This window comes from Pseudodesulfovibrio pelocollis (assembly GCF_030282845.1).
Lineage (GTDB): Bacteria > Desulfobacterota > Desulfovibrionia > Desulfovibrionales > Desulfovibrionaceae > Pseudodesulfovibrio > Pseudodesulfovibrio pelocollis.
This window is the reverse complement of record NZ_JASTWE010000003.1, coordinates 13,515-39,724: the sequence shown is the minus strand read 5'-3', so window position 1 is coordinate 39,724 and position 26,210 is coordinate 13,515. Positions and strand designations below refer to the sequence as shown.

Sequence of the window (26,210 nt, the reverse complement as noted above, 5' to 3'; positions counted from 1 at the left end):
TGCTATCTGGCGCTGGACTGTCCCGTCATGCCCTCAAGCAACTGCTCCATGTACCAGATCTGCTTGTCCGTGGCCTTTTCGCCGGGCTTGAGGAACACGGAGCCGTCCTGATAGTTGAGGGGGCCGGTGAACAGGTCGAGCTGGCCCGAACCCATCTGGGCCACGAACCCGTCGAGCTTGGCCTGGATCTCGGGGGTCATGCCCTCGCCGGGCATGAAGCCCACGGGCGACTTGTCGTGGTCGTTGATCTTGGCCCAGTAGGGCGCGTCCCACTCGAAGGCGGGCTTGTAGCTGCCGTCGCGCACCTGGGTGGCCAGGCGCAGGAAGCCCGGGCCCCAGTTGAAGTAGGGCACGCCGAGACAGATGGCACCCTGGCCTTCGCAGGCCTTTTCATAGTCGTAGGGCAGGGCGAAGACCTTGGCGCCCTGGCTGCTCTTCTGTCTGGCCACGGCCACGGCCTCCGGGGTGTCGATGCCCGAGATGACCACATCGTGCCCGGTGTCGAAGAAGGAGCCCGCCACCTGGGTCGGGTCGGCGGTGACGCCGGGGATGTTGAACCAGAAGCCGATCCATTTGACGTTGAAGGAGAGGTCCTTGACGTCCCTGCCGCGCACCGTGGTCCAGGCATGGGCCGCGCCGAGGTAGGCGGCCGCCACCAGACGGCGGGTCTCCTCGTTGATCAGGGGGCCGAGGTAGCCGATCTTGCCGGTCTCGGTGGCCATGGCCGCAGTGAATCCGGCCATCATCTGGGGGTATTCCATGCGGCTGAAGAGGTTGCCGAGGTTGGCCGGGGCCGCGCCGGTCCAGGTGGCGTCGCCCGAGATGTGGACAAAGGTCTTGTCCGGGTGCATGCGCGCGGCTTCGAGGATGCCGTCCTTCATGTCGTCGGACCCGGCGATGATCAGGTCCGCGCCCTTTTCGACCAGGTCGTCCACCACCTGGGGCACGGTCAGGCCGGGCCGGTCGGCCGGGTTGACCTTGTCGAGGTAGATCATCCTTGCGCCGGGCATGTGGGCCTCGACATACTTGCCGCCCTCATACTGGGCCTGGCTGTATCCCTTGTCGTTGTAGGGGCCGACCAGGATCAGGCCGATGGTGAAATCCTTGGCCGAGGCAGGCCCGGGGACGAGCAGTGCGGCCATGAACACCACAGAGAGCATCACGAAAAGCAGTGAGCGTAGCTTGGGCATCGAATCCTCCGTTGCGGTAGCCCGCCATCCCGGCAGGCGTCTGGCGGTTGGGTTTCCCGGCCCGGGTGCAGGCCGCAGGAAAGGCGGGGAGCGTCCATGTCCCCCGCCGCGCAAAGTAACATTTGTGATGCACTCCGCCCGCCCGTGTCAACTGCGGAATGCGTTTTCCGCTCAGCCAAGGCTTGACCAATGCGCGTTCATGTTCTATGTATTCATTTGTCACGCACACGAGACGATAAACGCAGGGGCGCGGTCCCTCCCTTGAGAAGCCGCGCAACTGCTCTTTTTTTTTACCTTACATACACCGGAAGGAAACACGCAATGGACAGGATTCCCATTTCCAAACAAGGCTTTGAAAAGATCAGGCAGGAACTCGAAGATCTCAGGGCGCAGCGGCCCGCCATCATCCAGGCCATCAAGGAGGCCCGCGAGGAGGGCGACCTGAGCGAGAACGCGGGCTACGACGCCGCCCGCGAGCGCCAGGGCATGCTGGAGGCGCGCATCACCTACATCAACTCGCGCATGCCGCTCTTTGACGTGCTCGATCTCGACACCCTGGGCGGTGAGCGCGCCATATTCGGGGCCACGGTGGAGATCGAGGACATCGAGACCGAGGAGACCAAGCGGTTCACCCTGCTTGGCCCGGACGACGCGGACCACAAGAACGGCTCCATCTCTGTGCTCTCGCCCATGGGCCTCGCCCTGCTCGGCAAGGAGGCTGGCGACGAGGTCGTGGTGGACGCCCCGCGCGGCCGCATCGAATACGAGATTCTCTCTGTCCAGTTCCTGGGTTCAGCGGGGTTGAAAATCCGGTAGATTTTGCACTTGGTTCTCACTTGCCTTCGGTGTACAGTGGCCCCATCGCACATCGCGGTGGGGTCACTGTACGTTCATATGCTGATGGAACTAATCGAGATATCTGCCGAAAGCGACATTCGGACCGCCTGCTCCGGGTATTGCTCCCGGTGCGGGAGGGTGCACTCCCTGCCCATTGGTCCGGCCGTGGTCCAGGCACGGGAACTGTTGCGCGCCCTGACCAGCGCCGGGCGCGTGGACCTGCACGTTGACGACGCCAACGCGGACCCGCGCCTCTCCACCGCCCCCCTCTTCGGCGAGGCCCGGGGGCACATGTTTGGGGTGCTCGTCTGCCGCGACCAAGAGGGGCGCACCGGGGTGCTCAAGGCCTTTTCCGGCCAGTTCAACGGCGTGTGGCGCGTGCCCGGCTGGGTGCCGCCCCTGGTGGACACCGAGGCCCTGGCCTCCATGAGCGGCGGAGTGGAGCGGCTCATCAAGCGGCTCGGCCGCGACATGGAACGCCTGGCCGAGGGCAGCCCCGGGCGGACCACCCTGGCCGCCAGACGGCGCGAGCTTTCGCGCGCCCTGATGCTCGACATCCACGCCCTTTACCGCATCCCCAACTTCCGCCGCGAGCTGAAGCCCCTGCCAGCCATCGTGCACGGCGAGGGCGGCATTCCCTCAGGCACGGGCGACTGCTGCGCGCCCAAGCTCCTGGGCTATGCGGCCCGCCACTCCCTGACCCCGCTGGGCGTGGCCGAGTTCTATCTCGGCCGGGAGAACCGCTCGGGCACCCGGCGGCACGGCGGGGTCTACGCCTCCTGCGCCCACAAGTGCGGCCGCATCCTCGGCTCCATGCTCTGCGGGCTTGATCAGGCATGACCCCCATCCCGGAAGGACTCGTCATCGTCCATCGCGACCCGCTCTTCGTGGTGGTGGACAAGCCCGGCGGCCTGCTCTCGGTGCCCGGTCGCGGCCCGGAGAACCAGGACTGCGTGGTCAGCCGCCTCAAGGCCCTGTGCCCGGAGTGCATCGACCAGCCCTCGGTCCACCGGCTGGATCAGGACACCTCGGGCCTCATTGTCCTGGCCCTGACCGCCAAGGCCCACCGCGCCCTGTCCGTGCAGTTCATGGAACGGCTGGTGGGCAAGCGCTATGTGGCCCTGCTGGACGGGGTGGTGGCGGCGGACGCGGGCGTCATCGAGCTGGCCTTCCGGCTCGACCCGGACAACCGGCCCTATCAGGTCTACGACCCCGAGGGCGGCAAGCCGGGCGTCACCCGCTGGCGCAAGCTCGGCGTGGAGGGCGGCCGCACCCGGGTGGAGTTCATGCCCCTGACCGGCCGCACCCATCAGCTGCGCCTCCACGCAGCCCACGCCAAGGGCCTCGGGTTCCCCATCGTGGGCGACCGGCTCTACGGTACAGGCACGGCTCCGGGCCAGCTCCGGCTGCACGCCTCCACCCTGCGCTTTCGCCACCCGTCCACGCGCCAGCCCATGGAATTCACGTCATCGCCCCCGTTCTGACATGCCGCACGCCGTCGGGCCAGCCGCGCAGTCCGGCCCGGTCGCCAGAAAGCGATTTCTGACGTTTTTGGAAAAATGGCAATTTTGTCACCCAAAACGCAGGCCCGGTTCGGCCCGCCGCGCGCCCGTTCACGTCCGCCCGGTTGGCATGGTTTGGGTTTTCTCATTAATGTGATTAAAATTGCCAAAAATTCAAGCAAGTTAATCTATAAATGTGCGCGGTTTTGCAAAAATGGAACACGGAACAGGTGAAAAAGGGTGATCGTAATACATTTTCGTATGATTCTGCGAGGTCCGGCACAGGTGGCATTGGCGTAATGCTTTGTATTTCAAGTTTTTTCACCATTTGGCATGGTCCTTGGTAGAGGGCCGTGCAAGACAGTCAAGGGTCAGGCTGCCCTTTGGTCCGGCAGAGGCCGGTAACATCGTCATATTTTGCCTGAAGGAGATTTTTCATGAGCGGATACCAGACGCGTCAGACCGCCATCGCAGCGGTGACCAACTACAAACCCACCAACCAGCCCCTGAATTTCGCCGAGACCTCCCCGGCGCAGATCTTCGGGTCCAACGTCTTCAACGACAAGGTCATGAAGGCGATGCTGCCCAAGGACGTGTACAAGTCCCTGATGAAGACCAAGAACGCCGGGGAGAAACTGGACCCTGCCATAGCCGGTCCCGTGGCCGCGGCCATGAAGGAATGGGCGCTCTCCAAGGGAGCGACCCACTACACCCATGTCTTCTACCCCCTGACCGGCCTGACCGCCGAGAAACACGACGGCTTCCTGACCCCGGACGGCGAGGGCGGAGCCATCGCCGAGTTCGACCCCAAGCTGCTCATCCAGGGCGAGCCCGACGCGTCGAGCTTCCCCTCCGGCGGCCTGCGCGCCACCTTTGAGGCGCGCGGCTACACCGCCTGGGATGTGACCAACCCGGCCTACATCATCGAGAACCCCAACGGCACCTTCCTGTGCATCCCCACGGCCTTTGTCTCCTGGAAGGGCCACGCCCTGGACAAGAAGACACCGCTGCTGCGCGCCAACCAGGCCATCAACAAGGCCGGTCGCCGCTTCCTCGGTCTCTTTGGCAACGACATCGGCGAGATGGTCGTGTCCAACGCCGGTCCCGAGCAGGAATACTTCCTGGTGGACCGCAACTTCTACTTCGCCCGGCCCGACCTGATGGTCTGCGGCCGCACCCTGTTCGGGGCCAAGCCCTCCAAGGGCCAGGAGCTTGACGACCACTACTTCGGCGCCATCCCGCGCCGCGTGCTCTCCTTCATGCTTGAAGTGGAGCGCGAGCTGTACAAGCTGGGCGTGCCGGTCAAGACCCGCCACAACGAGGTGGCCCCCGGCCAGTTCGAGATCGCTCCCATCTACGAGCAGTCCAACCTGGCCACCGACCACAACCAGATACTGATGACCACCCTCAAGTCCGTGTCCAAGCGCTACGGCATGGCCTGCCTGCTGCACGAGAAACCCTTTGCGGGCATCAATGGCTCGGGCAAGCACCTCAACTATTCGCTGTCCACCCCGTCGCAGGGCTCGCTGTTCAATCCCGGCGACACCCCGCACGAGAACATGCAGTTCCTGACCATCACCGCGGCCACCATCCGCGCGGTGGAGAAATACGGCAAGCTGCTGCGCGCAGTGGTCGCCACGGCCAGCAACGACCATCGCCTGGGTGCCAACGAGGCTCCGCCCGCCATCATGTCCGTGTTCCTGGGCGAACAGCTGACCGACATCTTCGAGCAGATCGAGAAGGGCAGCCTCAAGGGATGCAAGACCAAGGACTGCCTGACCGTGGGCGTGGACACCCTGCCCCCGCTGCCCATGGACGCGGGCGACCGCAACCGCACCAGCCCCTTTGCCTTTACCGGCAACCGCTTCGAGTTCCGCGCCGTGGGCTCCAACCAGTCCATCGCCGGGGCCCAGGTGGCCCTGAACACCATGCTGGCCGAGTCCCTCGACTTCGTCTGCGACGAGATCGAAAAGATCACCAAGGGTGATGCCTCCAAGCTGGGCGCTGCCTGCCAGAAGGTCATCCAGGCCATCATGAAGAAGCACGGCCACATCATCTTCAACGGCGACGGCTACTCCGAGGAATGGCAGAAGGAGGCCAAGCGGCGCGGCCTGCCCAACATGAAGACCGCTGCCGACTGCCTGCCCGTCATCGGCGACGCCGACGTGGTCGAGATGTTCGGCAAATACGGCGTCCTCTCCCCCGAAGAGCTGCACTCCCGGGTGGAGATCTACCACGAGCAGTACAACCAGGCCATCAAGACCGAGGCCCTGCTGGTGTGCAAGATCGCAAGGACCATCATCCTGCCCGCGGCCATCCGCTACCAGGGCGAGCTGGCCTCCACGGCCGCCAGCATGAAGGCCGCCGGCATCGAGCCGACCACCTCCATCCTACAGGACGTCACCACCAAGCTGCGCAAGCTCCAGGCCAATACCGAGGATCTGGAAAAACTGATGGAAAAGAAGAACTTCAAGTCCGTGGAAGATGAAGCGGTCTACAAGACCAAGAAGATCCTGCCCGCCATGCTCGCCGTGCGCGAGGTGGCCGATGCCCTGGAAGGCGTGGTGGCCGACGACCTCTGGCCCCTGCCCAGCTACCAGGAGATGCTCTTCATCAAGTAGCGCCTCCGAAACCCTTGATACACAAAGGCCCGCCGTCATGGCGGGCCTTTTTCGTGATGTCCGGGAAGAGCGTGTCGCGGGATGCGTGGAAGCTCAGGCGCAGGAACTTCCCTTGGCCGGGACGTGGTCTGCGGGGAGGAACCCGGCAGATTCGTATTCCGGCCGCGCTGGCGGCCAGTGTCCCCCGTGGTGCGCCCCTCGCTGCGCCCCATGCTGCGCCTCGGGCTGGGACACGCAATCCGACCGCAGGTGGCCGGTGTGGCCCGATGGCTCGGGCTTCGGGGCATTGCGCCGTGTTTCCGGGGCCTCGCGGCGCACCCCCTTCTTGCCGGGCAGGAAGGACGAGCGCAGGAAACTCGGGCGCAGGAAGGCCAGGGGGTTGCGCATGACCGAGTCGGGCAGGATGTGGTACCAGCGGTAGCCCAGGGCGGTGAAGTAGGCGCGGGCGCAGTCGCCGTGCCCGGCCTCGCGGGCGGCCAGCAGGGCGGCGTCGCGCTGGCAGCGGGAGCGGGCCAGGGGTTCGAGGATGCGCTCGGAATAGCCGAAGCGCAGGAGCATGGCCTTGATCCGCCGGTATTCGCGGTAGCGGGACATGCCGTCGGCCATGGCAAAGAGGCCCACGGTCAGCCAGCCCGCGCCCCAGCCGCCCAGGACCACGGCCCGGGCCGGGTTGGTCTGGGCCAGGTGCGACAGGCCCAGGCCTGCCAGCGTGCAGGCGAGCAGGAGCGAGGCCAGCCCGGTCATGTAGGGCCAGGGCGCGGCCCGGATGAAGCGGCCGATGTGGCGGAGTCGTGCGGTCATGGTGATGCATGAAATTACCGCAGGATTCAGGGCTGGTCAAACAATCCCGGTCGAAATCGGCCGGATGCCGGGCCATGGTGCGGTTTCACGGTCGTTCACGGTTGTGGAGTCAGCCTGGTGAGCAACGAAAAGGCCGCCCCCGTCTGCGCGGGGGCGGCCCGAGTTTGCGATTTGTCCGGTCCAGCCTACAGGTTGGCCAGCAGGATCTCGCCGAATTCCTGGCAACCCACCTGGGTCGCGCCGGGAATCTGGGCCGCGAGGTCCACGGTCACCTTCTTGTCTTGCAGCGTCTTTTCCATGGCCGCGTGGATGAGGGATGCGGCCTCGGTCCAGCCGATGTGCTCCAGGAGCATGGCCCCGGAGAGGATCAGGGAGCCGGGGTTGGCCATGTCCTTGCCCGCGATGGTCGGGGCCGTGCCGTGGGTGGGCTCGAAAAAGGCGAGGGTGTCGCCCATGTTCACACCCGGGGCCAGCCCCAGACCGCCCACCTGCGCCGCCAGGGCGTCGGAGATGTAGTCGCCGTTGAGGTTGGTGGTGGCGATGACCGAATACTGCTCGGGATACATGAGCACGTTCTGGAACATGGCGTCGGCAATGCGGTCCTTGATGACCACGCCCGAGCCGTTCTCGCCCTCGCGCACCACCTTGCCCGCGTATTCCTGCTTGGCCAGCTCATAGCCCCAGGCGCGGAAACCGCCCTCGGTGTGCTTCATGATGTTGCCCTTGTGGACCAGGGTGACCGACGGCTTGCCGTGCTCGATGGCGAAGTCGAGGGCGCGCTTGACCAGCCGCTTGGACCCGGCCGGGGTGATGGGCTTGATGCCCACGCCAGCGGTCATGTCCACCTTGGCGCCCAGCTCGTCGGCCAGGAACTGGATGAGTTTTCTGGCCTCGGGGCTGCCGGACTGGTATTCGATGCCCGCGTACACGTCCTCGGTGTTCTCGCGGAACACGGTCATGTCCACCAGGTCGGGCCGCTTGACGGGGGACTCGATTCCCTTAAAGTACTTGATGGGACGGATGCAGGCGTACAGGTCGAAAACCTGGCGCAGGGTGACGTTGAGGCTGCGGAACCCCTTGCCCACCGGCGTCTGGAGCGGCCCCTTCATGGCCAGTTCGGCCCCGGCCAGGGCGTCCATGGTCGCCTGGGGCAGGTGCTCGCCGGTCTCGGCAAAGGCCCGCTCGCCAGCCAGCAGTTCGACCCAGTTGAGGGCGTTGGCCGTGCCGTAAGCCTTGGCTACGGCGGCGTCGAGCACGGGGCGTCCGGCCTTCCAGACTTCGGGGCCGATGCCGTCACCTTCGATGTAGTAGATGGTCTTTTCAGCCAATGCGTCCTCCTTCGTGCGACGAAACAGCGGGTGTTCTGTTTGGGATTGTGGTGAAAATGGGAAGCGGACTATGACGTTTATTCGGCCGGATTGCAAGCCGCGACCCGGCCCAAAGGGCGGCCAAGTCCGAAACAACGGCTAAGGGGACGCGATGCAGGCGAACATAGAAATGGTCAAGGCGTTGCTCGACCCGGGCAGGAAGGTGGTGGTCCTCACCGGGGCGGGCGTGTCGGCCGAGAGCGGGGTGCCCACCTTTCGCGGTCCTGGCGGCCTGTGGAAGACCCATCGCGCCGAGGACCTGGCCCGGCCCGACGCCTTTGCGGCCCGGCCGGAACTGGTCTGGGAGTTCTACAACTGGCGGCGTTCATTGGTGGCCGGGTGCGAGCCCGGCCCGGCCCATCTGGCCCTGGCCGCTCTGGAGCGGCAGATGCCGAATTTTCTTCTGATCACCCAGAATGTGGACGGGCTGCATGGCCGGGCCGGGAGCCGAAGACTGGTGGAGATGCACGGCAGCCTCTGGCAGGTGCGCTGCACGGTCTGCACCCACGCCCGCGAGGACTTCAGCGACCTGCCGCCCTTGCCCGAGTGCCCGGTCTGCGGCCATTTGCTGCGGCCCGCCGTGGTCTGGTTCGGCGAGCCACTGACGCCCGGGGTGCTGCGTCTGGCCGTGGCCCAACTGCGGGAGGTGGATGTCTTCCTCTCGGTGGGCACATCAGGGCTGGTCCAGCCCGCCGCCTCATTTCACCAACTGGCCAAGGACCACGGGGCCATCACCGTGGAGATCAATGCGGAGCCCACGCCAAACACCGGGCTGATGGATTTCGCCCTGCACGGTCTGGCGGGCGACATCCTGCCCGAACTGGTGCCCTGAGTCTTCGCCTGACCCGCCTTGACTCCGGGAAGCGAATCAGCTTACCCAATTGAGCCATGAACACACCCATATCGCACTCGTTTTACAGCGGACGCGGGTGGCGCAACGTCAAGCGGCCCCAGTCCTGAGCTCGCGCCCGGGCGTGCCCGCCGTCTGCCGACGGTGGCGCTTCGCCGCGCGCGGTCAAGGGCCTGTGGAGCCGTCGGTTGCCGAACCGGCGGCTTTTTCGTGCCCGGCCGGCGTCAATGCCCGCCCGGGAGCCTATGCAACAGTTTGGAGGAATATCATGCTCAAGCGAATCTTTCTGCCCCAGGACCGGATGCCCACCAAGTGGTACAACCCCATGCCGGACCTGCCAACGCCCCTGGCCCCGCCGCTCAATCCCGAGACTTTGAAGCCCATCACCCCGGACATGCTGGCCCCCATTTTCCCCGACTCGCTCATCGCCCAGGAGATGAGCCAGGAGCGGTTCATCGACATCCCCGAGGCGGTGCAGGATATCTACCGGCTGTGGCGGCCCTCGCCACTGGTCCGGGCCGACAGGCTGGAGAAGGCCATCGGCGCCAAATGCCGCATCTACTACAAGGACGAGTCCGTCTCGCCTGCCGGGTCGCACAAGCCCAACACCTCGGTGCCCCAGGCGTATTACAACAAGATGGAGGGGGTGGAGCGGCTGGCCACCGAGACCGGCGCGGGCCAGTGGGGCACGGCTCTGTCCTTTGCCTGCGCCCAGTTCGGCCTGGAGTGCGTGGTCTACATGGTCAAGGTCAGCTACGAGCAGAAACCCTACCGCAAGATGCTCATCAACTCCTACGGCGGCACCATCTTCGCCTCGCCGTCCGAGCAGACCCGCACCGGCCGCGAGATGCTGGCCCGCGATCCCGGCTGCAAGGGCTCGCTCGGGCTGGCCATCTCCGAGGCCGTGGAGGACGCCGCCACCCACGACAACACCAAGTACGCCCTGGGCTCGGTGCTCAACCATGTCATCATCCACCAGACCATCACCGGCCTTGAGGTGCAGGAGCAACTGGCCATGATTGGCGAGAAGGCGACCCATCTGGTGGGCTGCGTGGGCGGCGGGTCCAACTTCGGCGGACTGGTGCTGCCGTTTCTGCCCCAGAAGCTGGCGGGCGACCCGGTCCGCTTCATCCCGGTGGAGCCGCGCGCCTGCCCGACCCTGACCAGGGGCGAATACCGCTACGATTACGGCGACATGGCCCGGCTGACCCCGCTGGTCAAGATGCACACCCTGGGGCACGACTTCATGCCCGCGCCCATCCACGCGGGCGGCCTGCGCTACCATGGCGACGCGCCCATCGTCTGCAACGTGGTGGCCGAGGGGCTGTGCGAGCCCGTGGCCTACTACCAGACCGAGTGCTTCGAGGCGGCCCGGCTCTTCCTTCAGACCGAGGGGTTCCTGCCCGCGCCCGAGACCTCCCACGCCATCAAGGGGGCCATCGAGGCGGCCAAGACGGCCGGGCCGGACGATGTCATCGTCTTCCTCTATTCCGGCCACGGCCTGCTCGACCTCGCCTCCTACGACGCCTTCAACCAGGGGCTGCTGACCAATTTCGAGCTGCCCCAGCGCGACATCGAAGAGGCGCTCAAGCGCTGTCCCGTGGTGGAGTAATCTCCCCTCGGGTACTCAGGCCCGGTCCGTTTCGGCGGGCCGGGCCTTTTCCTTGCCAACGGGTTGCGTCGGCTGGTACCACTTGGGGGCAGAAATCAACAAGGAGACACCCCATGCCCAACCCCTTGCGCCCATTGACCCCGCTGGCCTCCTGCGCCCTGGTCCTCGTCCTTTTGCCCGTCCTTCTGCTCGTAGGAGGATGCGGCTCCAAGGATGTCGCCCCCCCGGACCCCGAGGCCGTGCGTAGCGCCCTGGTGGGCAAGCAGTGGACCGTACGCTCCCTGGCCGGACGTTCCGTGGTGGGCAAGGAGCCGCTGACCATCGAGTTTTCCCCTGCCGGCACCGTGAGCGGCGGCGCGGGCTGCGGCACCTTCAGCGGCACCTATGCCCTGGATGGCAATGTGCTTCACTTCGACGCCCTGACCCACGACGGCACTTCCTGCGGCCCGGCCTTGGACGAGCAGGCTTTCTCCTATCTTTCCTTCCTGCGCCGCGTGAGCGGGGTCAAGCTCGCGGGCAGCGACGTGGACCTGACCTTGGAGGAGGCCCTGCGGCCCATCCGGCTCTCCACCGGCTCGTCCGGGTGGCTCTGGTAGACGGATTCCTGCGGGCGCGGACCGTCTTATCGACGCGAAAGAGGCCCTGCGCACCGGTTGGTGCGCGGGGCCTCGTCATTTGTCCGGTGATGCGTCGCGCCTATCGTGGCAGTTCCGCCTTGAGGCGCATGATCCGGTCATAGGATTCCCTGATCCGGGTCTCGGCGATGATCCCGTCGCGGACCATGGCCGTGATTTGGTCATGAACGAGGCGTACCACGTCCGGGTCGTAGGTCAGGTTGTTGCCGATGAGGAGGATGTCCGCCCCGGCCTCGATGGCCAGCCGGATGGCCTGGTCGCGGCCGAATTGGTCGGTGATGGCCTTCATGTCCAGGTCGTCGGTGACGACCACGCCGTCGAAGCCGAGTTCGCCGCGCAGCAGGCCGGTGATGACGGGGCGCGAGAGGGTGGCCGGGTGGTCCGGGTCGAGCCGGGCGTTGAAGATGTGCGCGGTCATGATCATCCGGGCCGCGCCCTGGCCGATGAGCATGCGGTAGGGGATCAGCTCGTCGCGGCTCCAGGTGGCGGTGACGTCGGTGACGCCCAGGTGGCTGTCCGCGCCCGCGCTGCCGTGGCCGGGGAAGTGCTTGAGGCAGCCGGTCACGCCCTGGCTGGACAATCCGGCCAGGAAGCGTTCCGCGCAGCGGCCCACCCGGGCCGGGTCGGCCGAGAAGCTGCGCCCGAGCCTGCCGATGGCCGGGCTGTCGGGATTGACGTCCACATCGGCCACGGGCGCGAAGTCGAGGTTGAAGCCGGCCTCGCGCAGGGTCTGGCCCACTGCGGCCCCGGCGGCCTCGATGGCCGTGTCGTCCATGCTCCCCAGTTCCCTTGCCGATGGCGATCCGGTGAAGCCGCGCGCGGGCTTGAGCCGCTGCACCCGCCCGCCCTCCTGGTCCACGGCCACCAGCAGGGGGATCGTGGCGTGCCCGGCTAGGTCGGCCGTCAGCCGGGCCACCTGGGCCGGGGAGTCGATGTTCCGGTCCGGGCTGCCCAGAGCCACGTCATAGTCGAAGAGGATGACCCCGCCTAGGTGGCGCTCGCGGATGTCGCGCACGATGGGGCTGTCCGGGGTGACGGTGAAGCCGCGGAATCCGGCCATGAGCATCTGTCCGACCATGCGGTCGAGGTCGTCGTCGGCGCTTCCGGGCAGGGGCGCAAGCAGGGTGAGGGCGGCGAGCAGCAGGGCGAGGGCGGTGGTGCGCATGGTGGTCTCCGGGGTTGCGGTTTCCCGTTCATAGACCGGCCGAGCATGCCATGCAAGGGTGAAACCGCATTGACCCGGCCGGGATTTGCCTTACTATGCCGTCATGCACAGCGACGAGACACCGCAGGGCTTTCTGCGCCGGGCCGTCAGGCCATCGTGGACCGATCTGGCCCCGCTGGTTCTGGGCGAGGGGGCGGGCGGCCTTGATCACGCCACGGCCCGGCAGTGGTCCCTGGTCCTTGCCTCGCGCCACATTCCCCATCGGCAGCAGCGGCTGCGGCCCGATCAGGGGCAGGGGTATTCGATCCAGGTGCAGCAGTGGTTCGCCCAGCGGGCGGCCGCAGAGATTCGCCTGTATCTGGAGGAGAACTCGCCGAGCGGCCATGCGCTGTCCCTGCCCGATCTGCGGCCGGTGAGCGGGGGCGAGCCCACGGTGGCGGCCATGGCCCTGCTGGTGCTCTTTTTCTGGGCGTACAACCGCGCCTATCCGGGCCTGGGGCTCTATCCGGCCCTGTGGCTCGAACTGGGCAGCGCCGACGCCGGGCGCATCCTCTCGGGCCAGTGGTGGCGGCTCTTCACGGCCCTGACCCTGCACGGCGACGGTGCCCACGTGCTGGGCAACGCGGTCATCGGCGGGGTCTTTGTCTGGCTCGCCTCGCGGCGACTGGGCGCGGGGTTCGCCTGGCTGCTGACCATGCTCTCGGGCGGGCTGGGCAATCTGGTCAACGCCATGGTCCTGGCCGCGCCGCACAATGCCATCGGGTTTTCCACGGCCACCTTTGGGGCGGCCGGGGTGCTGGCCGCCATCGCCCCCTTTGCCGTGGGCGGGGGGCTGCACGGCCTAGGCCTGAGCAGCGAGCCGCTGGGCCAGCGCGTGGCCCGCGTCCTGCGCTCGGCCCTGGTGCCGGTGGCCGCCGGGCTGGGGCTGCTGGCCATGCTCGGCACCGGGGAGAACACCGACCTGGGCGCGCACCTGTTCGGCTTTGCCTCGGGGTTGCTTCTGGGCGGGCTGGCCGGGCTGGCCGCCAGCCGCACCGGGCTGCCCACGTCGGGAGCCGACGGCGCGCTCTACGCGGCCGCCCTGGCCCTTCCGGCCGGGGCCTGGGCCTATGCCTGGTTGGCATGAGCCAGGGGGCGTGCTAGCTTCGCTTCGTTGACGGACACTGAACCATCCGGGAGTCGCCAGTGGCTGAGTATGTAATAGAAATCAACGGAGTGACCCTGTCCTTCGGAGGCGTCCCGGTGCTGGAGAATATCGATCTGGCGGTGGAGCGGGACGACTTTCTGGCCGTGCTCGGGCCCAACGGGGGCGGCAAGTCCACGCTGCTCAAGGTCATCCTCGGCCTGCTTCGGCCCGACAGCGGCACTGTCCGTGTCCTGGGCGTCCCTGCGGGCGAGGCGGGCGGGCGCATCGGCTATCTGCCCCAGCACACCCATGTTTCCGGCTCCTTCCCCATCACCGTGCTCGACGCGGTGCGCATGGGCACTGTCAGCCCGGGCCTTGGGCGCATTGCCGGGCTGGGCGGAGGGCGCGAGGAAGCCCGGCGGGCGCGCCGCGCCCTGGAACGGGTGGACATGCTCGATCACGCGCCGCGCGCCCTGGCCGATCTCTCGGGCGGGCAGAAGCAGCGGGTGTTCATCGCCCGGGCCGTGGTGGACGATCCCGATCTGCTCCTCCTGGACGAGCCCACGGCCAGCGTGGATTCCAAGAGCCGCAACTCCCTTTTCCGGCTGCTGGCCGAGTTAAACCGCGACATGACCGTGGTCATGGTCAGCCACGACATTTCCTCGCTGGCCTCGGGGGTCAAGTCCGTGGCCTGCGTCAACCGCACCCTGCATTTCCACAAGGCGCCGGAGCTGACCGGCGAGATGTTCAGGATGGGCTACGGCGGCGAGGGCGAGCTGTGCTGCCCGGTGGAGTTGGTGACCCACGGCGATGTGCCCCACCGGGTGCTGGGCCGCCATCGCGAGGGGGACGAATCATGATGGAGATGCTCCACTTCGAGTTCATGCGCAACGCGCTCATGGCCGGGCTGCTGGCCAGCCTCATCTGCGGCATCATCGGCACGCTGGTGGTGGTCAACCGCATCGTCTTCATATCCGGGGGCATCGCCCACGCCTCCTACGGCGGCGTTGGGCTGGCCTTCTTCCTCGGCCTGCCCGTGCTGCCCGTGACCACGGGCTTCACCCTGTGCGCGGCCCTGATCATGGCCCTGGTCACCCTGCGCGCCCGGGAGCGGGCGGACACGGTCATCGGCGTCATCTGGGCCGCGGGCATGGCCCTGGGCATCATCCTGCTCGACCTCTCGCCCGGCTACAACGTGGACCTCATGAGCTACCTCTTCGGCTCCATCCTGGCCGTGCCCCGGTCCGACCTGTGGATCATGGCCGGGCTGGCCTGCCTGGTGACCGGGCTGGTGCTCGTCTTCTATCGCGGGTTTCTGGCCATGAGCTTTGACGAGGAGTTCGCCAGGGCGCGCGGCGTGCCCGTGGACGTGCTCTACTGCCTGCTCATCTCCATGGTGGCCCTCAGCGTGGTCATGGTCATCCGGGTGGTGGGGCTGATTCTGGTCATCGCGCTGCTGACCATCCCGCCCTTCATCGCCGAGCGGCGCACCCGTTCGCTGGGTTCCATGATGGTCCTCTCGGCCCTGCTCAGCGGGGTCTTCACCGTGGCCGGGCTGGCGGTCTCGTACATGGCCGACATCACCTCGGGAGCGTCCATCATCGCCGTGGCCTCGGTGGGCTTCTTCGCCTCGCTCCTGCTGCCGCGCAAGGCGTCGTGACCCGGGCCGCCCGGAATCCGGGCATGCACCCCCTCAGATCAGGTTGACCCGCTTGCACTGCGACCCCTTGGGGATGAACTGGGTCATCCTCGGGATGTCCGTGACCGGATGGTCCAGGGCCTCGGCCAGGAACTGCGACGGTTGGCGCTCCAGGAGCGGCCCGGGTTGGCGGAAGGTGCGGCAGAACATCTCGCCCCAGTTGGTGGAATAGATCACCGAGACCTGCTCGATGCGCTTGAGGTCCGGCCCGGCCATCAGGTTGAAGAGGAGGAAGGCCCGGGTGACGCGCTCGGGGTTCAGGCCCTCGTTGATGTCTCGCTCGAAGGTCTGGTCAAAGGGAAAGAACTCGTGCATGGCGGGCATGAGTTTCTGGAGGTCTGCCAGGGAGATGGGGGCCATGGTCCGGTCGCCCTGGAGCAGGGTTCTCGGGGTGTACAGCCGGTTGGCCAGCAGCCATGCGAGCATGTGGGCCGGGTCGCCGCCCGAGTGCAGGACCTGAAGGGCGGAGGACAGCTTCTTGGCCTCGGCGCGCGAACCGCCGCGCGTCACCCAGACGGTCTGCTTGCCCGGGGCCTTCCTGGCCGAGAAATGGAGGATGGCGAAGCCGCCGCCCGGGGCGTCCATGAAGGGCACGCGCATGACCTTGTGCGGCTTGGGCGAGAAGTTGGCCGCAATGCGACGCCCCATGCGGGTCAGGTCCTCGGGGGTGATGCGCACGTCCTGCCGGTCGCCCTCGGAAAGCCCGGCCTGGATGCGCTGGTAGGTGGAGACCATGTAGTCGCGCACCGCGCCGCCCATCTTCAGGGACTTCTGGAAGGTCCAGGCGACCTCGGCGTGGCAGCGGCGTTCCGGCTCGGTGCATTCCCGGCCGAAGAGGGTGGTCACAAGGCTTGTGTCCTCGGCCCGGGCCGGGCTGCCCAGGAAGAATTCGATGTCGCGCAGGTTGGCCTTGAGCCTGAAGGCCTCGGTGAGCAGCCTCGCGGCCCCGACATCGCCCAGGTCCGCGTAGTAGGTGCGCAGGGTGCTGAAGAGTCCGGCATAGGGATCGGTGTGGCGCACGCCGTGCCGGTTCATGAACAGGTTGCGCTTGATGCGGTCGCACAGGGGCAGGTGCGAGGCGGCCGGGTCGGCGTAGGTCTCCAGCAGGCCGAGCTTGAGCACGGACTTGAAGGGCGAATGGATCGCCTTGACCATCTGCCACAGCGACCCCCCGAAATACTCGTCCGGCGGCACGGGCGCGAGATGGCCGAAGTCCTCAAGCCTCGGACGGCCCATGGCCGGGTAGCGGCGAGCGGCCCGGACACAGGCATCGTGCGCAGGCCTGTCCGCACCGGCCGGAGTCACCCACCATGCCAGATGCTTGCCCGCGATGCGCACCGCCGTGCGGTAGAACTCCTCCTTGAGCAGCAGCGCCTGGGCCGAGCCGGAGCTTTCCTCGTCCCCGGACGAGAACCGGTTGTCGCGCACGTCGTCCATGCGCATGGGAAAGAAGTGCGCCTCAAGTCCGAACTCGCTTTCGGCCCACAGGCCCAGGGCATCGAGCTTGCGGCGCAGCCCGGCCTCGGCGTCAGGGGTCACGTCGCTGTCAAAGCAGACCCAGCAGTCGATGTCCGATTGCGCGGTCTGGGCCACGGTGCCGAGGCTGCCCATGGCGTAGACGGCCAGGATGCGTACCCGCGCCCTGGCCCCGGAGGGCTTGATGTCAGGGAAGAACTGCCGGGTCAGCTCGATGGCTGTCAGGCTCGGGGTGTAGCCCCAGACCTCGCAGGGCGGCACGCTGTCGAGTCCGAAGCGGGATTCGAACACGTCGGTTGCCAGCAGGTGGGGGAGCATGTGCAGATAGGCCCGCTTTTCCGGGGCGAGGCGGCCCATGGCCCGGGTCAGCCGTTTGCGGTTGGCCATCTGGATGCTCCGCTCGCGCCGCATGAAGGTCAGCTCCCTGGCCCAGTCGCGCAGGGTCGCGGGCTCGCCGTGGTCCCCGGTGTCGGTCAGGGCTTCGGCCAGGGCGTCGGGAGGCACCGAGGCGAACCCGTCGGCGGCCTCGGGCAGCCGGTCGAGCCGGTTGCCCAGGAACAGGGCGTGGGGGATGTCCGATGCGTGGACGTGGCAGCCGGCAACGGTGGTGCCGGGCATGGTCACGGAGTACAGGGTGCATCCGGCAAGGCGCGCCGCCCGGATGGCGCAGTCGATGAACTCCAGCCCGGCCATGTCGCAGGCCGTGAATTCCGTGGCCGTGAAGTCCGTGTCCTCGAACCGGCACGAGCGGGCGCGCACCCCGTGCAGGGTGGCCCCGGCCAGGGCCGAGGCCGTGAACACGCACAGGGAGAGGCGCGTGTCCAGGAGCGCCGCCCCGCCCAGGGCGCAGGTGCGGAACCGGCAGTCGGCAAAGGTGCAGCCGGAAAGGGCCGCGCCCGTGAAGTCGCAGTCCGTGAAGGTGCACTTGGCAAAGGCGACGCCCGTCAGGTCCGCGCCGGAAAAATCCGTGGCCGTGAAGGCGCATCCCGTGGCCGAGCCGCCAGTGAACACGCTGCGCGTCAGCCGTGAACCGGCCATCTTGACCCGCAGGAAGACGACCCGGGCAAAGGTCGAGTCCGAGAGGTCCAGCCCGGTCAGCTCGCGGCCGTCCAGCTCCTGGTCCTCGATCCGGGAGCAGGCGAGATCCATGTGGCGAATGTTGCGCAGTCCCGGCAGTACCCCTGCCAGGGTCTTGCGCCGGGAGCCGAAGAGCCGGGCCATGAGTCCCGGTTTGGGGCAGGCGGCCGCCGGGTCGGTCCCGTTGGAAAGGACCCGCTCGGACTGGGTCGGCTGCGATGTGAGGGTGCGCCGTCTGGCCGTGCCCGCGCGGCTGGTGATCTCCACGAAATCCGGGGCCATGGCCTGAAGCGCGGCCAGGGCGTCGGCCTCGGCCCCGGCCCGGTGGGCGTCGGGCAGGGCGGCGAGGTACGCCGCATGGGCGGTGTCGCCCAGCAGGGGCACCCGGCTGTCGGCCGCCCGGCGCATGGCCGGTTTCTTCAGGCGGATGGTGGCCATCAGCCTGCCCGTGGCCGGGGTGTCCTGGGCGATGATGCCGTCCAGACACGCGCCGATCAGGTGCGCGTTGCCGGAACCGCTCTCACGGGAAGCGAGCACCTTGAGGAACATGTCGAGCACGGCGCGATTCCCGGCCTCGGTCAGCGCGGCCACGGCGCGCAGGGCTGTGGCCGTGGGCCTGATTGTGCCCGAGGCCATGGCCCGGGCCAGACTCAGCGCCAGTTCCGGTGAATTGAGGGCGACCAGGGCCAGGCACAGGCGGTCGAGGTCCGCGCTGTCCGCGCCCGCACTCAGCCGGGCCTCGATCCACTTGTCGAACCCGCCGCCCGCCAGCACCTGACGCACCGGGAAGGCCAGCGGTTCGCCCGCTTCGCCCAGCTCGGCCAGGAACGGGACCAGCCCGGCCGGGTCGGTTTCGCCCAGAGGGCGGGCCAGCGCTTCGAGCCAGGAGAGGAGTGGCTTGTCCGGCATGGTGCGCATGTCGCGCAGCATCTCGTGGGCCAGTGCCAGCCGGGTTGGGGCCGGGAGCGGGGCGACCACGGCGGCCAGCTCGCGCAGGGACACGGTCATGCCCGTGATCACCCGGCTGGACAGGATGCGGCCGAACCGGCCCGCCGCCAGCATGCCCAGCAGGCAGGCGCGCAGGGTGGATCCGTCACTCGACGAGCGGGCGATGCGGAAGAGATTGAGCACGGCGTCGGCCACCGGGGCCGCCTCGGCGTCGCTGTCGGGTCCCAGTCCGGCCATTGCCTCGGCAAAGGCGGACGCGGTCGCGACCAGATCGGGCGTGTCACCGCCCAGGGGCGCGGCGCGGCAGGCCCGGATGGCCTCTGCGAGGCTGGGTATGCTCGGTTCATGCTGATTCATGGCTTTACGGCCCGGTGCGGGCATTGACACTGTGCCGCCAACAGGGGCGGAAGTCAAAGGGGACGGGGCCTTGGCGCATTATAATCAACGTGGCGGTGCGGATGTCTGGCCCACGCAGGGCAGGGGGCCGGGCCAGGGGGCGGGGCGCGGTCGGAAAGTCACGGAATCAAGGCATGATGCGGGGTAAACGGGTGTTTGAGAGCCAAAAACACTTTGACTCGTGGGGGAACATGCCCTATCGTGCCCAACTACTATTATATAGTCCAGAATTCCGGCACAAAATCAAACTCAGGAAAGGTTCAATGTATACATTGCGTACGCTCCCGGGGGACGACGTCCGCCAGATCATGTGGCGTTTTTCCGACCGTTTCGATCTTCAGATGTCCGTCCAGTCCGCCAGGGCCATCGCCCGGGGCGTGGTCGCCAGGCTGGTGGCCGACGGCGCGAGGAACACCCACGAGTGGACCGACCAGAAGAACGAGCTGCTCATCGCCTTTGACCAGTCCGGCCTCACCGCGCTGTTCATGGACCCCCACCAGGGCGGTTTCATCGAGGGTCCCAAGAACCTGGCCCTGGCTCTGGTCGCCTTTGAACTCTCCTGGGTGGACGCGGGCGCGGCCACCTGCTCGCTGGCCTCCAACTTGGCCCTGGCTCCCATCCACGAAAAGGGCACCCCGGAGCAGCGCGATTTCTACATGGCCAAATGTGTGCCGCCCCAGCCGGGCGAGGACCGCGAGATATGGCGCGGCGCCTTTGCCCTGACCGAGCCGCTGCCTTACGTGGGCGTTGACACCGGCGTGCTCTGCGGCAAGGCCACCGTGGCCGAGTGGCAGGACGGCCAGGAGCCGGTCCTCCAGATCGACAAGCGGGGCCGGTTCATCACCAACATGGACTTCGCCAATTTCGTCACCGCGGCCGTGGAATCGGCCGACGAGCGCATCAAGGGCTCGTTCATGGTCATCCTTGAAGACACGGACGAGGGACTCTTCGACCGGGGCGCGCCCACCCTCAAGATGGTCCATCAGCTTTCCTCCACCCGCGATCCCGTGCTCAACCTCAAGGTCCCGGCCAGCCGCATCATCGGCGGCTACGAGGTGGTGGACGGCGTGATCGTGCCCAAATACAACCATTCCGAGATCATCGGCGCGGTCTTCCACCGCACCCGCATTCCGGTGGGGCTGATGTCCTCGGCCAAGCTGCTTTCGGCCGTGGAGCCGGTCATCCGCTACCACCGCAACCGCTTCCGGGGCGGCGATTCCTGCAAGGAAGGCTCCCCGCGCTTTGACAAGGGCATCCAGATCAACGAGGACGCCCTGCAACGACTCATCGATGTCTGGGCCAGCGGCGAGGCGGGCTGCTCCCTGGCCTTTGCCGCGTCCCGGCTGGCCGATGCCTTCGACCCCGTCGAAAAGGCCAAGGAAGCCCATTTCGAGGCCCAGGGCGTGACCGGCCCGCGCAAGCAGATGGCCGCCCTGCGCGCCATCGGCGATCAGGTCAAGGAATGCATCGACCTCGAATACGCCCCGGCCGCCGAGCGCGATCAGGCCCGCCTCGACGCCCTCAAGGCGGACACCCTGGTCCAGTATGCCTCCATGGAGGCCTTGGCCGGAGTGCTCAACCCCGGGGTCAAGCTCTGGAACACCGGCGTTGGCGCCACCATGATGCGCGAGGCCGTGGCCCTGGTCGGCGGCTACGGCATCACCGAGGACTGTCCGGGCTTCCTGATGCAGAAATGGGCCGACACCCAGCTTGAGGCCACCTATGAAGGCCCGGAGGCCGTGCAGCGCCGTCACCTGACCCTGACCATGACCAGCGAGGTCTTCCAGGCGACAATGAGCGCCTGGGTGCGCCAGATGCAGCGCGCTGGCCGCGACGTGCCCGGCCTGGGCGGCTTTGTCCTGGCCTCGGCCATGGAGCTGTGGCAGTGGACCCTGAACCATCTGCAAAACGCCACCGACGACGAGGGCCGCAAGCTCTTCCACAACAAGCGCCAGGGCGTGACCTTCCCCATGGCCGACGCACTGGGCTGGCTGCTCGGACCCTACTTTCTGGCCTGCGACGTCATGGAGCTCATCGAGAAAGGCCCCATGAGCCCGACCCTGGCCGACGGCATCGACGATCTGACCGGGTTCTACAAGGATATCTGCCACGTTCAGGCCGCCCGGGCCGCTGGCGAGGTGGCCCGCATCTGCACCGAGCTGGTCTACGGCTACAACGAGTGCAAGTGCAGCGCCCCGAGCGCCCTGCCCGGCGACCACGGCGACTGCTGCCGCGACGAGCTGCCCGAGTTCCGCGCCCTCAAGGCCAGGATCGACATGTGCATGGCCGGTTCGCGCAAGGCCAGGGACCGCGCGGGCAACGCCCTGATCGAGGTCATGATCCCCGAGGCGCTTGATTATCCGATGGGCTAATGAAAATGCGGGAGGGAGACTTTTGAAGAAAGTAACCCTCCCGCTTTTTTTCTGAACAATGAGATCTGACCCAAAACGCCGCAACGCATTCCATCGAGTTCGCAAGCTCTCCCAGCGGCGTTTTCTTCAAAAAGTATTGAAGGGTCCAGGGTATCTTTATCAAGAGGTTCCCTGGCCGCCGGAGGCAGCCTCGGAGGCACCATGAGCAATTCCACGGACACCCCTGAAGTACCCCGCGCCGAGATGGAGACCGACATCGTCTGTGTGGGCTTTGGCCCGGCTGCGGGTGGTTTTTTGACCACCCTGACGCGCGGGCTCATGAACGAGGACGGCACCCCGGCCGTGGAGAGCGCGGCCATGCCCGGCATGCCGCCGCAGGTGATCTGCTACGAGCGCGCCGACGACATCGGGTTCGGCGTGTCCGGCGTGGTCACCAGGGGCCGGGCCATCAGGGCGTCGTTTCCCGACCTCGACCTGAGCCAGATACCCATGGCCCAGGAAGTCACGGACGAGAAGGTGGTCTATCTGGGCGATCCCGTGGGCGCGAGCCGCAGGCCGACCGCCTTCAGGCTGGCGGACAAGGCGTTGTCGCGCTGGATGGAGGACGACGCCTTTGTGCTGCCCTATGTGCCGCCGTTTCTTAAGAAACATCCGGGCATGATCTTTTCCATCGGCCAGTTCAACCAGTGGGTGGGCTCAAACCTCATGGGCACGGGCCTGGCCCAGATCTGGCCGGGCAGCCCGGTGGCCGCGCCGCTCATGGAGGGCGGGGCCGTCAGGGGCGTGCGCATGGCGGACCAGGGCGTGGGCAAGGACGGCACCCTCACCCCCGGCTCCATGCCCGGCATGGACATGAAGGCCGCCCTGACCGTGGTGGCCGACGGTCCGGTGGGTCCGGTGGGTCGCCATCTGGACCGCGAACTGGGCCTGCCCGAGGGCAAGCATCAGCACGAGTGGGCCATCGGCATGAAATGCGTGGTGGACCTGCCCGAGGGGTGCGACTGGCAGCCCGGCACCGTGCTGCACACCATCGGCTATCCCGAGCCGGAAATTTTCGGATTCCTCTACGTTTATCCGGGCAACGTGGCCTCGCTGGGCATCTTCGTGCCCTCCTGGTTCGACAATCCGGTGCGCACCGCCTACCGCTACATGCAGCACTGGATGCTCCACCCCTATCTGTGGAAGCGGCTTCAGGGCGGCACCCTGCGCTCCTGGGGCGCGAAGTCGTTGCAGGAGTCGGGCAGGCGCGGCGAGCCGTTTTTGTGTGGCGACGGATTCGCCCGCATCGGCGAGGGGTCTGGCTCCACCAACGTGCTCACCGGCTCGGGCGTGGACGAGGCCTGGGCCACGGGCGTCATGCTCGGCGAGGCCGTGCTTGAGCTGATGAAGGCGGGCAAGCCCTTTACCGGGGAAAATCTTGAAGCCACCTATGTGGCCAGACGCCGCGCCTCCTGGGTGGAGGCCGAGGCCAAGGTGGCCGAGAAATCCCGCGACGGGTTCGTCTCGTCCGTGGTCAGGGGATTCATCGGCATGGGGCTGACCGGCCTGACAGGCGGGCTGCTGAACATGCCTGGTGTCCCGCGAAAGCCCCAGGACCGCATCCCGACCATTGAGGACTACTACGAGGGATATATCGCCCAGGGCGAGGTTCGCGAGATCAGGGCCGAGTGCGCCCGGCAGGGCAAGCCGCTGCACGACGCCCTCATGGACCGCGTGGGGTGGCCGCAGATTCCGCTGGACGGCACCCTGCTGGTCTCGCACCAGGACGCGCTGCTCATGGGCGGCAAGGTTCAGGCCGCGCCAGGCTACGCGGATCATGTGCGCTTTGCCGATCCCTACACCTGCGAGGCGTGCCGCGAGCGGGTCTGCATCGAGGCGTGTTCGGGTCAGGCCATTTCCGTCAATCCCGAGGGCGGCGCGCCGCTCTTTGATCGAGAAAAATGCGTCCACTGCGGCGCATGCATCTGGAATTGCAGCAAGTCGAGGCCAAGGGACAAGGAGCGCACCAATGTCCGCTTCCTGGCCGGTTCGGGCGGGCTGCATTCTGTCGAGAATTAGGCTATACGCACGGGGTGCGCCAAGGCGCGCCCCTTCCGAATCGATTCGGATGGTCCTGTCATGCGGCCCGGCCGTGGCCGGGTTGTGGAATCATTCCAAGGAGTAATTGAATGAGCGAATTGCATATCGTGGTCTGCGGCAGCATCGTGCCCGACCCGCTTCAGACCCTGGCCCCGATGGAGGGGCCTACCGGCTGGGCGCTCAAGAACGAGATGATGCTTCCGGCCGTGCTCGACCCCTGGGCCGGGCACGCCCTGTACGAGGCCGCCGCCCTGGCGAAGAAGCATCCGGGCAGCCGCGTCTGGCTGGTCAGCCTGGCCCCCAAGGCCAAGTTGCAGCAGGTGATGATGGCCGTCAGCCAGAAGGCTCCGTTCGAGCTGGTGGTGGCCGACGGTCCGGCCTCGGGCTTCACCGACAGCTTTGAGACGGCCAGGGTGCTGGCCGGGGCCATCAAGGGCATCGCCGGTCTGGACACTGGAAAGCTGCTGCTCTTTGGCGGCTGGCAGTCGGCCTCGCGCGGATCTGGCGCGGTCATGCAGATGGTGGGCGAGATGCTCGGCGTCACCGAGCAGTTCCAGGGCGTGGACAAGCTGACCCTGCGCGACGACGGGTCCATGGAGGTCAAGGAGCGCGTCGAGGGCGGCGCGTACCAGATCTCGGTGGTGTCCGGCGCTCCGGCGGTGTTCGGCTGGGCCACTGGCGAACTGCCCGAGCCGCCCAACAACCCGCAGATCGGCATGCAGAACATGCAAAAGAACATGCCCGCCCTGATGCAGGCCAAGCCCGCTGATCTGTCCGGCTCCGGGCTGAAGCTCTCGGCCGTGGCCGTGCCCCAGCAGCGGCGCGAGACCCGCGTGGTCAAGGACGTGCCAGTGGATGACATGGCCCGTGAAATTGTCGAATGGCTCAAGGCGTAGCCAGGGGATATCCGATATGAGTACCGTTCTTTTTCTTGCACACACCGAATGCGACGCAACCCTGCACAAGTCCGCCCTGGAGGCCCTCACCGCTGCCAAGGGGCTGGCCGAGGGACTGGGCCACACCCTGACCGTGGGCATCATTGGCGCTGACGTGGCCGCTGCCGCCGACTCGGTGGCCGGATGCGGCGCGAAGATATACGGCGTGTCCGGCCCCGGCTTTGCGGACGCGCGCTATGCCTCTGACCTGGCCGCCGCCGAGGCCGTGGCCAGGGCGTGCGAGGCGCAGATCATCGTGGCCCCGGCCACCTCGCGCTTCAGCCGCGCCCTGCCCGGGCTGGCCGTGCGCCTTGAGGGCCGCGTGGACACCCATCTTTCCGGCCTCGACGTGGTGGGCGGGCAGCCCGTGGCCCGGCGCTGGTTCTACCGCCAGCGCATGGAGGGCACCCTGACCCGCAGCGAGCGGCCCTGGGTGCTGACTCTTGACTCCGGCTGCGCCGTGCCCTTCTCCGGCGCGGGCAAGGCCGAGGTGGAGGCGCTGAGCGTGGATGTCTCGTCCGTGCGCACCGCCGTGTCCGGGCTGGAATGCCCTTCGGCCGACCAGCAGACCATCCGGCCCGACGCCCGGGTGCTCCTGGTGGCCGGAGCGGGCTGGACAAAGAAGCAGGCCGACGGCGCGGTCCATGTGGACGTGGCCGAGGAGACCATCCTGAACTTCCTGACTGCCACCAAAAGCTCGCTGGGTTCGTCCAAGTCCCTGGTGGATATCTCGGGCGAAGGCCACGCGGTCATCTCCTTCCTGACGCACATGCATCAGGTGGGGCAGACCGGCTCTTCCCCGCGCCACGCCAAGGGACTCTCCACCTGCTGCCACGGCGAGGAGCCGCACGTGGTGGGCTGGCGGTTCATCGGCGAGCGCCGGGCCATCAACACCGACGCAGGCTGCGGCTGGGCCCAGGGCAAGTGCGATGTGCTTTACGTGGCCGACGCCTTTGCGGTCATGAAGAAGGTCAACGAACTGCTCGGCTGAGTGGTCGCTGAAACAGCATCAAGGCAGGGGCCGCTCCGGGATCGGGGCGGCCCTTTTCGCGTCGCGTGTCAGACGGGGTTCCGGTCAGGGTTGGGTGTGGCGGGCCACGCAGCGCAGCAGGGCGTCCTTGCGCACGGGCTTGGCCAGGAAATCGGTGCAGCCTGCGGCCAGACACTGCACTTCGTGCTCGCGAAAGGCGTCGGCCGTGATGGCCACGATGGGGGTGGGCTCCGTGCCGCGCTCGGCCTCCAGGGCGCGGATGCGGCGGGTGGCCTCGTAGCCGTCCATGTCCGGCATGCGGATGTCCATGAGGACCAGGGCGTAGCTGCCCGAGGCGAAGCGGGCCACGGCATCACGCCCGTCCACGGCGAAGTCGAGGCGCCAGGGTGTGCCCCGGAAATAGAGTTCGATGAGGGCGCGGTTGGTGTCCGAATCGTCGGCCACCAGGATGGTGTCTGCCCCGGCGGGGGGTGACGAGGCTTCGCAGCGGGAGTCCATGGTCTGTCCGGTCGCTCCTTCGGGTTGTGCTGG

20 protein-coding genes are annotated in these 26,210 nt (G+C 67.2%); 14 read left to right on the top strand and 6 right to left on the bottom strand.

Annotation, left to right across the window (positions count from 1 at the left end):
- Nucleotides 1–2: 2 nt before the first annotated feature.
- Entirely contained in the window at nucleotides 3–1,190 is a 1,188-nt protein-coding gene (locus tag QQS14_RS02020; RefSeq protein ID WP_425607904.1) for a BMP family lipoprotein, read from the bottom strand.
- Nucleotides 1,191–1,511: 321 nt separating this feature from the next.
- Here QQS14_RS02020 and greA point away from each other — a divergent pair, with 321 nt between their 5' ends.
- From greA to QQS14_RS02000, 4 genes are all read left to right on the top strand, one after another.
- Nucleotides 1,512–2,006 (top strand): transcription elongation factor GreA, encoded by a 495-nt coding sequence (gene greA, locus QQS14_RS02015; RefSeq protein ID WP_285905219.1) that lies wholly within the window; start codon nucleotides 1,512–1,514, stop codon nucleotides 2,004–2,006.
- Between the two features lie 78 nt (nucleotides 2,007–2,084).
- On the top strand, nucleotides 2,085–2,867 hold the full coding sequence (locus tag QQS14_RS02010; RefSeq protein ID WP_285905218.1) for a hypothetical protein: 783 nt from the start codon (nucleotides 2,085–2,087) through the stop codon (nucleotides 2,865–2,867).
- Entirely contained in the window at nucleotides 2,864–3,511 is a 648-nt protein-coding gene (locus QQS14_RS02005) for an RluA family pseudouridine synthase (RefSeq protein ID WP_285905217.1), read from the top strand. Before QQS14_RS02010 ends, QQS14_RS02005 begins: the two co-directional genes overlap by 4 nt.
- Before the next feature lie 455 nt (nucleotides 3,512–3,966).
- Nucleotides 3,967–6,150: a glutamine synthetase III family protein gene (locus QQS14_RS02000; RefSeq protein WP_285905216.1), complete on the top strand. Its 2,184-nt coding sequence runs from the start codon at nucleotides 3,967–3,969 to the stop codon at nucleotides 6,148–6,150.
- A 93-nt stretch (nucleotides 6,151–6,243) separates the two neighbouring features.
- Here QQS14_RS02000 and QQS14_RS01995 read toward each other — a convergent pair whose 3' ends face one another.
- Together QQS14_RS01995 and icd are read right to left on the bottom strand one after the other, a co-directional pair.
- A complete protein-coding gene (locus tag QQS14_RS01995; RefSeq protein WP_285905215.1) occupies nucleotides 6,244–6,951 on the bottom strand; it encodes a hypothetical protein in 708 nt (235 codons plus the stop codon).
- A 185-nt stretch (nucleotides 6,952–7,136) separates the two neighbouring features.
- Nucleotides 7,137–8,279: an NADP-dependent isocitrate dehydrogenase gene (icd, locus tag QQS14_RS01990; RefSeq protein ID WP_285905214.1), complete on the bottom strand. Its 1,143-nt coding sequence runs from the start codon at nucleotides 8,277–8,279 to the stop codon at nucleotides 7,137–7,139.
- 151 nt (nucleotides 8,280–8,430) lie between these two features.
- Between icd and QQS14_RS01985 the strand changes: the two genes are divergently transcribed.
- From QQS14_RS01985 to QQS14_RS01975, 3 genes are all read left to right on the top strand, one after another.
- Nucleotides 8,431–9,150 (top strand): SIR2 family NAD-dependent protein deacylase, encoded by a 720-nt coding sequence (locus tag QQS14_RS01985; RefSeq protein ID WP_285905213.1) that lies wholly within the window; start codon nucleotides 8,431–8,433, stop codon nucleotides 9,148–9,150.
- A gap of 286 nt (nucleotides 9,151–9,436) precedes the next feature.
- On the top strand, nucleotides 9,437–10,780 hold the full coding sequence (locus QQS14_RS01980) for a TrpB-like pyridoxal phosphate-dependent enzyme (RefSeq protein ID WP_285905212.1): 1,344 nt from the start codon (nucleotides 9,437–9,439) through the stop codon (nucleotides 10,778–10,780).
- A gap of 113 nt (nucleotides 10,781–10,893) precedes the next feature.
- Nucleotides 10,894–11,376 (top strand): META domain-containing protein, encoded by a 483-nt coding sequence (locus QQS14_RS01975; RefSeq protein ID WP_285905211.1) that lies wholly within the window; start codon nucleotides 10,894–10,896, stop codon nucleotides 11,374–11,376.
- A 100-nt stretch (nucleotides 11,377–11,476) separates the two neighbouring features.
- Here QQS14_RS01975 and QQS14_RS01970 read toward each other — a convergent pair whose 3' ends face one another.
- A complete protein-coding gene (locus QQS14_RS01970; protein ID WP_285905210.1) occupies nucleotides 11,477–12,580 on the bottom strand; it encodes a glycoside hydrolase family 3 protein in 1,104 nt (367 codons plus the stop codon).
- 85 nt (nucleotides 12,581–12,665) lie between these two features.
- Here QQS14_RS01970 and QQS14_RS01965 point away from each other — a divergent pair, with 85 nt between their 5' ends.
- Genes QQS14_RS01965 through QQS14_RS01955 form a run of 3 tightly spaced genes read left to right on the top strand, consistent with a single transcriptional unit; the run spans nucleotide 12,666 to nucleotide 15,366 of the window.
- Entirely contained in the window at nucleotides 12,666–13,706 is a 1,041-nt protein-coding gene (locus tag QQS14_RS01965) for a rhomboid family intramembrane serine protease (protein ID WP_285905209.1), read from the top strand.
- Nucleotides 13,707–13,765: 59 nt separating this feature from the next.
- Entirely contained in the window at nucleotides 13,766–14,566 is an 801-nt protein-coding gene (locus QQS14_RS01960) for a metal ABC transporter ATP-binding protein (RefSeq protein WP_285905208.1), read from the top strand.
- On the top strand, nucleotides 14,563–15,366 hold the full coding sequence (locus tag QQS14_RS01955; RefSeq protein WP_285905207.1) for a metal ABC transporter permease: 804 nt from the start codon (nucleotides 14,563–14,565) through the stop codon (nucleotides 15,364–15,366). Before QQS14_RS01960 ends, QQS14_RS01955 begins: the two co-directional genes overlap by 4 nt.
- Before the next feature lie 33 nt (nucleotides 15,367–15,399).
- Here QQS14_RS01955 and QQS14_RS01950 read toward each other — a convergent pair whose 3' ends face one another.
- The gene (locus QQS14_RS01950; RefSeq protein ID WP_285905206.1) at nucleotides 15,400–19,263 is read right to left on the bottom strand and encodes a class I adenylate cyclase domain-containing protein; all 3,864 of its coding nucleotides are present in this window, start codon (nucleotides 19,261–19,263) and stop codon (nucleotides 15,400–15,402) included.
- A gap of 302 nt (nucleotides 19,264–19,565) precedes the next feature.
- Here QQS14_RS01950 and QQS14_RS01945 point away from each other — a divergent pair, with 302 nt between their 5' ends.
- The 4 genes from QQS14_RS01945 (at nucleotide 19,566) to QQS14_RS01930 (ending at nucleotide 25,679) form a co-directional block, all read left to right on the top strand.
- The gene (locus QQS14_RS01945; protein ID WP_285905205.1) at nucleotides 19,566–21,674 is read left to right on the top strand and encodes an acyl-CoA dehydrogenase family protein; all 2,109 of its coding nucleotides are present in this window, start codon (nucleotides 19,566–19,568) and stop codon (nucleotides 21,672–21,674) included.
- 201 nt (nucleotides 21,675–21,875) lie between these two features.
- Entirely contained in the window at nucleotides 21,876–23,732 is a 1,857-nt protein-coding gene (locus QQS14_RS01940; protein WP_285905204.1) for a 4Fe-4S ferredoxin, read from the top strand.
- A gap of 110 nt (nucleotides 23,733–23,842) precedes the next feature.
- Entirely contained in the window at nucleotides 23,843–24,649 is an 807-nt protein-coding gene (locus tag QQS14_RS01935; protein ID WP_285905203.1) for an electron transfer flavoprotein subunit beta/FixA family protein, read from the top strand.
- Nucleotides 24,650–24,665: 16 nt separating this feature from the next.
- A complete protein-coding gene (locus QQS14_RS01930; protein WP_285905202.1) occupies nucleotides 24,666–25,679 on the top strand; it encodes an electron transfer flavoprotein subunit alpha in 1,014 nt (337 codons plus the stop codon).
- Between the two features lie 84 nt (nucleotides 25,680–25,763).
- On the opposite strand, the gene QQS14_RS01925 is transcribed toward QQS14_RS01930, so the two are convergent.
- The gene (locus QQS14_RS01925) at nucleotides 25,764–26,177 is read right to left on the bottom strand and encodes a response regulator (RefSeq protein WP_285905201.1); all 414 of its coding nucleotides are present in this window, start codon (nucleotides 26,175–26,177) and stop codon (nucleotides 25,764–25,766) included.
- Nucleotides 26,178–26,210: the final 33 nt, after the last annotated feature.